Source organism: Polycladidibacter stylochi (assembly GCF_001562055.1).
Taxonomy (GTDB): Bacteria; Pseudomonadota; Alphaproteobacteria; order Rhizobiales; family Stappiaceae; genus Pseudovibrio; species Pseudovibrio stylochi.
This window is the reverse complement of record NZ_LLWE01000029.1, coordinates 144,203-151,810: the sequence shown is the minus strand read 5'-3', so window position 1 is coordinate 151,810 and position 7,608 is coordinate 144,203. Positions and strand designations below refer to the sequence as shown.

Annotated in this window: 7 protein-coding genes; 3 read left to right on the top strand and 4 right to left on the bottom strand. The window is 45.8% G+C overall.

The features are described from left to right. Positions 1 to 193: 193 nt before the first annotated feature. Together AYK67_RS13355 and AYK67_RS13350 are read left to right on the top strand one after the other, a co-directional pair. A complete protein-coding gene (locus AYK67_RS13355) occupies positions 194 to 562 on the top strand; it encodes a DUF1491 family protein (RefSeq protein ID WP_068087714.1) in 369 nt (122 codons plus the stop codon). A 169-nt stretch (positions 563 to 731) separates the two neighbouring features. Then, entirely contained in the window at positions 732 to 1,568 is an 837-nt protein-coding gene (locus AYK67_RS13350) for a hypothetical protein (protein ID WP_068087712.1), read from the top strand. Between the two features lie 58 nt (positions 1,569 to 1,626). On the opposite strand, the gene AYK67_RS13345 is transcribed toward AYK67_RS13350, so the two are convergent. From AYK67_RS13345 to AYK67_RS13335, 3 genes are read right to left on the bottom strand one after another with little or no spacing between them, the layout of a single operon-like run. Further along, entirely contained in the window at positions 1,627 to 2,433 is an 807-nt protein-coding gene (locus AYK67_RS13345) for a DUF1254 domain-containing protein (RefSeq protein WP_208976301.1), read from the bottom strand. After that, a complete protein-coding gene (locus tag AYK67_RS13340; RefSeq protein ID WP_082735819.1) occupies positions 2,430 to 3,266 on the bottom strand; it encodes a DUF1214 domain-containing protein in 837 nt (278 codons plus the stop codon). Before AYK67_RS13340 ends, AYK67_RS13345 begins: the two co-directional genes overlap by 4 nt. After that, a complete protein-coding gene (locus AYK67_RS13335; protein ID WP_068087710.1) occupies positions 3,263 to 5,494 on the bottom strand; it encodes a transglycosylase domain-containing protein in 2,232 nt (743 codons plus the stop codon). The genes AYK67_RS13340 and AYK67_RS13335 overlap by 4 nt, the downstream gene beginning before the upstream one ends. A 160-nt stretch (positions 5,495 to 5,654) precedes the next feature. Between AYK67_RS13335 and AYK67_RS13330 the strand changes: the two genes are divergently transcribed. Beyond that, on the top strand, positions 5,655 to 6,140 hold the full coding sequence (locus AYK67_RS13330; protein ID WP_068087708.1) for a YcgN family cysteine cluster protein: 486 nt from the start codon (positions 5,655 to 5,657) through the stop codon (positions 6,138 to 6,140). 470 nt (positions 6,141 to 6,610) lie between these two features. Here AYK67_RS13330 and AYK67_RS13325 read toward each other — a convergent pair whose 3' ends face one another. Continuing rightward, positions 6,611 to 7,507: a leucine-rich repeat domain-containing protein gene (locus AYK67_RS13325; RefSeq protein WP_068087703.1), complete on the bottom strand. Its 897-nt coding sequence runs from the start codon at positions 7,505 to 7,507 to the stop codon at positions 6,611 to 6,613. Between the last annotated feature and the right edge of the window lie 101 nt (positions 7,508 to 7,608).

Genomic DNA, 7,608 nt, shown 5'->3' with positions numbered 1-7,608 from the left:
AACGATGTTGGACAAGCTCTGGATCCTTTTGGTGAAGAATCCAGCACTCAAACAGATTTAGTCACTCTCAGCAAATGTGTCGTGTACTGTGGCTTCTATGAAATAGCAAGCTGCTTTATTCAAATGCCCTATAATTATTCATTGTTTTAACAGCCCAGTTTCCAAGAAAACAAACGATCACAGAAAGTAACAAATGCGTCTTACCTCTAAGTTTTGGACGACTGCTTATATCCGGCGCTGCTTTAGTGAAGGGGCGTATGCTCTTATAAATCAAAAAGGAGCGGAAGAAGCGGGGAGTATATTTGTTATAGTCGACCATATTAATGGCAGCTATGATTTATATGGTCCGGCACCACAGTCATATTATTGCGAAACAAAAGAGCAAGACCGTGAATTCGAGCGATTGAAACAACAAGTAACGCGCGAAGATATCCTCGATAGGCTACAAAAAGAAAAGCGTATGGATGCTGATTTCTGGGTCATTGAAGTTGAAGATAAAGAAGGACGCCATTTCCTGAATTTATCTAAGGGGGAAAATGAACACTCTAACCCACTGTTGTAGCTTTGGAGAGAGCAATAACAGTGATACAGAAGAGCAACATTATCAACCTGTTTTCGACAGGTGCTCTAAGCCTACATTACTATGCATAACACGATGAATAACTCCTAAATAAATTTATAGATGATAAATATTAATCTATAATGCCCTAGTCTGTGAGATAGGGCTAAGCATGTCATTTCAACAATTTCCTTTTCTAAAGATAAAACAGCACAATTATAGTCCTATAATTGTACTGGGCTTGGTATTGTCGCTCACAGCTTGTGCCCGCCCGCAAGGTGATTTCGGGCGTGCAAAACCGGACTATTTTCATGATCAAATTATGATGGAAGCTGGAAAAGCCAAGCGATACTTTGCCCGTGAAGATGTATCAACGTTGAATCTAAGTAGCGATGAAAAGCAGATGCGCAATCGCGGTTGGGCACTTGTTCTCCCCCCAAACCATAGTAACTGGATAGGTAAAACCCAAGCGGAATTGCGGCGCACAGGTTGGTTGACAACCAATCAGGCTCAAATAGCCATAGAGCGCTACTACGAGTTGTTACAAAAGCAAAATTACAAAGCTAGCGAAGTTAGATACACCAAACTGATAGCTGATACCAAAAGCGATCAGGCACTCTTGTTGCCTTACTGCCAAGTGCGCGAAAGGGTTTTTGCAGCTGATAAAGAACGTCTAGCAGCATTGGCCCGCACCCCAAACCCCACTCCAGCCATGCAATGGGGGGTCGTTGCCCGTACAAAAGAGAACAAAAATCTGGATGATTGGGTATTACAATCTTTACGGCTGCGTATGATGGCTTACCGTCATGCCATAAACAGCTTGGAGCTGGAAACACCATCAAAAAGTGCTGTTTGGGATGCCAATCAGGCGCAGGCGTCACTGACAGCAGAATTCATGGCAATGAATAAAGGCTGTAAAGAGTTGGCAACCTATAAAGAAAAAAAGAAAGTCCGCCGCTCAAGAATTTATAGTGGCTGGGGCTTGGAACGCAAAGCACCACTAAAATAATACAAGCGCAAATATGCCGGGGGTGCTGAAGCACCAGCTTAGTGAACAGTTGTCCTGTTTATAGTTGTGCCCCCAGCTCCACTTGGCATTGAGCCGAAGTAAGCCCTGTTTTGATAGATGGTAAATGTGCTTTTGACGGGATAAAAGCGCGTATCATGACAAAGCCTTTTGGATCTGTAGTTTCCTGAACAATCATGTTTTCAAGCTCAGCCGGAGGGTTTTCGCGCAAAACAGATAGTTGCTCGGTTGTGAGAACGAGTAAGGACAGGGCCTGGTCGCTGGCACTACTATTATTAAGGCTATACACCACCTGACCTTTACTATTAAAATAAACAAGCGACCAAAAAGGAGAGGGGATATCTCCTATCACTTTCAAAGGCCCGTTTTCCAAATTGAAGCGGCACAAAGCGTGCTGCATGCTGGGGTCCAAATCAAGTAGGGGTTCACTACGCGCAAGTACTGGAGGCAAAATGTTAAACTGCCGGTTAGGGCCGAACTTTGCAACACTGTCATACAGGCTAAAGGGTATTGCCTGGGGCACAAATAGAATAATCAGTATATGAATGATACTACCTAATAGGAAACCGGCAATCCCCCAAAGAATCCAGCGGGGGGATAAATATTTGACAAGCCAGCGCTCCTTGAATGGCCGGATAAACCATTTCGAGATGGGTTTTTGCCGTCCCTGAAAACCTGGAAGTAAAAAGCCGATAAAAGATTGTAGCCAGCCGCTAAGGTATATACTCGTAGAGATTATAAGCCCGACAATTACAGTGATTGCGTCACCAATCAACGTTTTGATCTGCCAACCTGCCAGCTTCTGCGAGAGGTTATGCTGCCAACCACGCTTTACCTTTATACTCATTGACAAAAGCTCCGTGTAATGGCGGGCAAACGCAAGCTGGAGCTGCCAATATCCGCACCAAGTGGCGTGTCATATAAACGTAGAACCAACACAAGTCCATCGCTCCCGCCACTAGGTAGCCAGTTACCCGCCACAGCTTGGGGTGATAAGGTGATATCATAGCCGCCTTGTGCGTTGCGTATTAAAAATGAGCTATTTAAATGCGCACGGTTGGCATCCGTTGCTAGCAAATGTAACTGGTTATCGGCAGCCGTTAACGTCCAAAGACGTGCAGGTAGAGGGCGTCCCTCTATCTCGTAGGTACATGTGGGATCAAGCGGCCGTCCGGCATCGTCAACCACTGCATAGAAAGCAAGCCCTTCACCACTACCAAGTGGAATGCGAAGGGTTCTTGCAAATATTGCAGTGCTATAAGGGTCATCCTGTTTTGTCCCTGCCAACGGATGTGCCACCCAAACACCGCTTTCGAGCGAATGAAAAGGCGACCCGTGATTAAGTGAAACATATGCACTGCCAACGCCAACGCAAACAGCAATAATTAAAAACAAAAGAAACGGGCCGAATGTGATGATAGGTGTTTTATAAAGTAACTTTGAAACTTTAGGCCATGGTTTTTGCCATTCAGTTTCAGGATCAAAATGATGAGCCTCTGAAGGTAAAGGAAGGGCAATGCCTATTTCTCCACCCCCAACAGCGCGGGTGTGAACATCTTTCCCCTCACTTTGATAGGAAGTAACCTCTGTAAGCTTGCCATCTTCAGCCAGGTGAGACGCCTCAGTTTTTTTCGAATGATTGTTTTTTGCCTTAACTTTAGCAGTAGAGGTCAAGCTCATCCCGAAATCTCCTGCTTTGTGCTGTCAAGAGTTGGAGTGAGATCAACTTGCTTTTCATCAAAGCTTTGCAACAGAACTTCAAAGCGGCGGTTGATTGCTTTCAAAACATTCTCAGAATCCTTATTAAGCAAATTAGGTGGGTTATTGATGGTGTTTTTGCCATCGGAAACCGAGCTTATCCGCAAATCATAGTCCGCAGGATCAACGCCAGGCATGGGCTTAAGTTCAACTCCTTCGTGAGCAATTTTCATGTAGGCTTGCCAAGTCATCGCTGGCAAGCTGCCGCCCGTCATCCGTTTTGATGGCGAAAAATCATCATTTCCGAACCATACAGAAGTTATAAAGTTACCGGTATAGCCAACAAACCATGCGTCCCGATAAGCCTGTGTCGTTCCGGTTTTTCCGGCAGCGGTGATACCTTCTAACCGGGCGCGTCGCCCGGTGCCAGCTTGTACCACATTAACGAGGATATCATTCATCTCCGCCGTTTTTTCAAAGGGTAATATACGCAGCGGTGTTGGGACATCACGCTTGTGATCGAAAATGAGTTTGCCTTTAGAGTTGCGAATTTGCTCCACCGCATAAGGTTGCACCTTAATACCGCCGCTGGCAAATGCGCCGTAAGCTCCGGCCATGTCAATCACGGTCACTTCGGCAACCCCAAGCGGGAGTGGACGGGAAATGCGCAATTCACTGTTTATACCCATCATATGCGCCGTTCGCACGATCTTATCACGCCCCACACTCTGTGCTAAACGTACCGGTATCGTGTTGATGGACTTGGTAAGCGCGGTTTTTAAAGTCACCGGTCCACGGTACCGCCGACCATAGTTTCTCGGGGACCAGCCGCCAATGTTGATCGGGGCATCACGAACGATGCTCTCTGCTGAATAGCCATTCATGAAAGCACTAATGTAAACAAAGGGTTTGAAGGAAGAGCCAGGCTGGCGCAACGCATTGGTTGCCCGGTTAAACTGGCTTTCATCATAGTTACTCCCCCCCACCATAGCGCGAACGGCACCACTTGGTTCTAACGAAGTTAATGCACCTTCCGAGGCACCATATCGCTTGCCATAGGTGGATAAGTTATTCGCAACAACATCATCCGCCGCCTTTTGAAGGTTCGGATCGAGCGTCGTCGAAACCGTTAATACTTTGTCATTTAAAAGCTCGGGATACTGGGCGGCCAAATCCTTCACTTCCTCAAAAGCATAATCCATATAATAGTCTGCAGCCGTTGAGACACCACGGTTAACCGGCGTTGCCGGGTTACGCCGGGCAGCGATAACTTGTCCCTCACTCATGAAACCGGCCTCGACCATATTGCTTAAAACTTCATTCGCGCGGGCACGGGCATTAGGTAAATTTTCGTGGGGGGCATATTTGGAAGGTGCCTTGTAAAGCCCTGCTAACATTGCGCTTTCTGCTAATGTGATTTCTCGAACATCCTTATCGAAGTAGTATTCGGCAGCCGCTGCTACACCAAATGTCCCCCCACCCATATAAGCACGATCCAGATACAGCTTGAGAATTTCCCGCTTGGTGAGATTTGCCTCTAACCACATGGCAAGATAGGCCTCTTTGACCTTGCGCACCAGTGAGCGTTCATTGGTCAAAAACAGGTTTTTTGCCAACTGTTGGGTAATAGATGATCCCCCCTGTACCACAACACCGGCGCGAACATTGGCAACAAGAGCCCGGAACGTGCCCAGAATATCGATGCCGAAATGTTGAAAAAATCTACGGTCTTCTGTGGCGAGAGTGGCTTTGATGAGATGGTCGGGAATTTCGTCCAGCGGTACTTTATCATTTAGAAGAATCCCGCGTCGTCCAATGGGATTCCCGTATCTATCTGTAAATGTTACGGAAAAATCTGAGGTTGTTTTCCAGTCCGCCCGTTGCGTTAATTCATAGGCCGATTGCGAATAGGCTCCCATGACAATGAGGCCCACAAGTCCTATCGTTAGTCCCTCTGAAAAAATCTCAACAAAAAAACGCCGTATCCCACGCACTTTGAACCGGTGAAGGAAAGTGCTGTAACTTAACCACAGTCCCCGTAAAAACTGCCATAAATTCCAAAGGGTTGAGTCAAGTAATGCATCAGCAGCGAGCAAATTGGCGGAAAAACGCTCATTCGAATCACTATCACCACTAGGTGATTTTTTTATGCTATCCTGTTTTTTTTGCGTGACTTTTTCGCCGCGATCGTTATCAGAGTTGTTTTTCACCTTGACCCATCCGTCTATGTGAAACTGGCACTAAAGGCCTTTGTTTTTAAAGCATTAAGCCAGCTAGACACCTATATGCCTATAGGCAATGGTGAGTCGCGCCAAGCCATCATTTTCCGGTAGTAGCAGACCGGAGGATAAAGCAGAAAGAAAACAATAAATGGTCACCAAGAAAAATACCGATCCCCTTCCTTTCTACAAAGCTAAAGCATTGGAACAAATGTCTTTAAGTGAGTGGGAAAGCCTGTGCGACGGTTGTGGCCGCTGCTGTCTTAACAAACTTGAAGACTGGGATACCGGTGAAATTCACTGGACCTATGTTGCCTGTACTTTACTCGATGGGAACACATGTAGGTGCAAAAACTATGAAGATCGGTTCAATTTCGTACCAGATTGTGTTCAACTGACCCCAAAAGTGGTGCGCGAGCTCAAATGGCTACCGCCAACCTGTGCCTACCGGCTAATAAAAGAGGGCAAGGAGCTGTACTGGTGGCATCCGTTGGTCTCAGGAGATCCTCAAACTGTGCATCATGCAGGTGTATCGGTGCAAGATAAGACCGTCACCGAAGATGGCCTGGAGCCGGAAGACTATGAAGACTTTTTGGTCAGCTGGCCAAACGAAGATCTGCCAGAAGATATTGATTAGAAAATAACCATTATTGGGGTATATTTGTAATTGCAATTTAGCAATACCCACAGGCTGAATAGGGGAATTACTTTGCTATATAACTGAAAAACCAATATTTAAATGATAATTACTTATAGGAATATTGGTACTATAAGTATTTTTAAAAAATACATTTGACATCGTGGCGGTTGTTTGCTACTTTTACGCCATCATCAAATGAATCCGTCAGTATAGTAAAAGTAGTGGTACAGGAAAGCGTGTACCTATACCTAGGCTTATGCCTATGGTTTTGACTGCGGGGCTACCTGAAAAAGTAATGCTGCCAAACCATAGGCTCTTTAAGAGTTACAACTTATTTACGAATGTTTTGCATCAGTATCGCATCGCAAATTTACCCACTACCCATTATCCACTACCCTATAATCCAATTACCAGATACCTATGGTGAAGTGACCGCTTGATGCACTTTGCATGAGGCTTTTTTGCGCTCAAATATATAGCAAAGTGCCTTGTTGACGCAGCTTCATTACAAGCGGGGCTTCAGGGTCTATCTGTGTCCAACGTAAATCAAGCCGGCGTAATTTGCCAAGCTCGAGAAGGCTTTCGGGCAGTTCGTTAATCGGGTTGCCGCGCAAGTCAATATGTTGCAGTTCATTCAATCTACCTACAAATGCAGGTAGCTGTTTTATATGATTATCACGCAGCACCAAAACCTCTAGTTTGCCATAGGCTTCAATGACCTTTGGCAACTCATGGAAATCACATTTTTGGCAATGTAATTCGCGCAACTCTTCTAGTAGTTCGAAGCTGGCTGGTAACTGGCCAAGAGCATTGCCGCTGAACCGCAGTTCAATAAGTCTCGCACACTGTCCCAATGCTTCTGGCAGTGTGCGAAGCTGGTTATTCTCGATATTCAAATAGGTTAAACTTTGGCATTGGCCTAATGTAGCTGGCAAATCCTCCAGCTTGGCATTGCTGCAATATAGCGTTTGTAATTTATCGAGTGCGCCGATGCTTGCTGGCAGCTCGCTAAGTGGCTGATGGCTTAAATCAAGAACTTGTAGCTGGGTGAGCTGCCCTAGTGTTTCAGGTAGGCCAGTAAGCCGGTTTCCATATACATACAGCCCTTGAAGTTGTGTCAGTGTGCCAATTAAATCGGGCAGTGATCTAAGCTGGTTTTGACCAATGAACAACTCTTTCAACTGAGAGCAGGAGAACAGCCATATGGGAAGGCTTTGCAAACCCATCTGTGTTAGGCTCACCCCTTGTGCACAAAAGTAATCAGTGTTGACTTCAGGGCTAATACATAATTGGCCATTTTGACGAAACCGAATAGCGGGCAACTGCTGTGCGCTTTCAAGCGCTGTTGATGCGACGTGATCCATACCAATATCCGCCTTAAATACCTGTGCGGTGTATCTGTGAAATATTTGCGTAAAACGATAATCAGCCAACCGGCTTGAAAATCGGCCCAAAGCAATTCAGG

Excerpts from the sequence above, each read along its gene's own strand:
- AYK67_RS13355 (WP_068087714.1), top strand. The coding sequence starts at position 194 with ATGCGTCTTACCTCTAAGTTTTGGACGACTGCTTATATCCGGCGCTGC.
- AYK67_RS13350 (WP_068087712.1), top strand. The coding sequence starts at position 732 with ATGTCATTTCAACAATTTCCTTTTCTAAAGATAAAACAGCACAATTAT.
- AYK67_RS13345 (WP_208976301.1), bottom strand. The coding sequence starts at position 2,433 with ATGAGTATAAAGGTAAAGCGTGGTTGGCAGCATAACCTCTCGCAGAAG.
- AYK67_RS13340 (WP_082735819.1), bottom strand. The coding sequence starts at position 3,266 with ATGAGCTTGACCTCTACTGCTAAAGTTAAGGCAAAAAACAATCATTCG.
- AYK67_RS13330 (WP_068087708.1), top strand. The coding sequence starts at position 5,655 with ATGGTCACCAAGAAAAATACCGATCCCCTTCCTTTCTACAAAGCTAAA.
- AYK67_RS13325 (WP_068087703.1), bottom strand. The coding sequence starts at position 7,507 with ATGGATCACGTCGCATCAACAGCGCTTGAAAGCGCACAGCAGTTGCCC.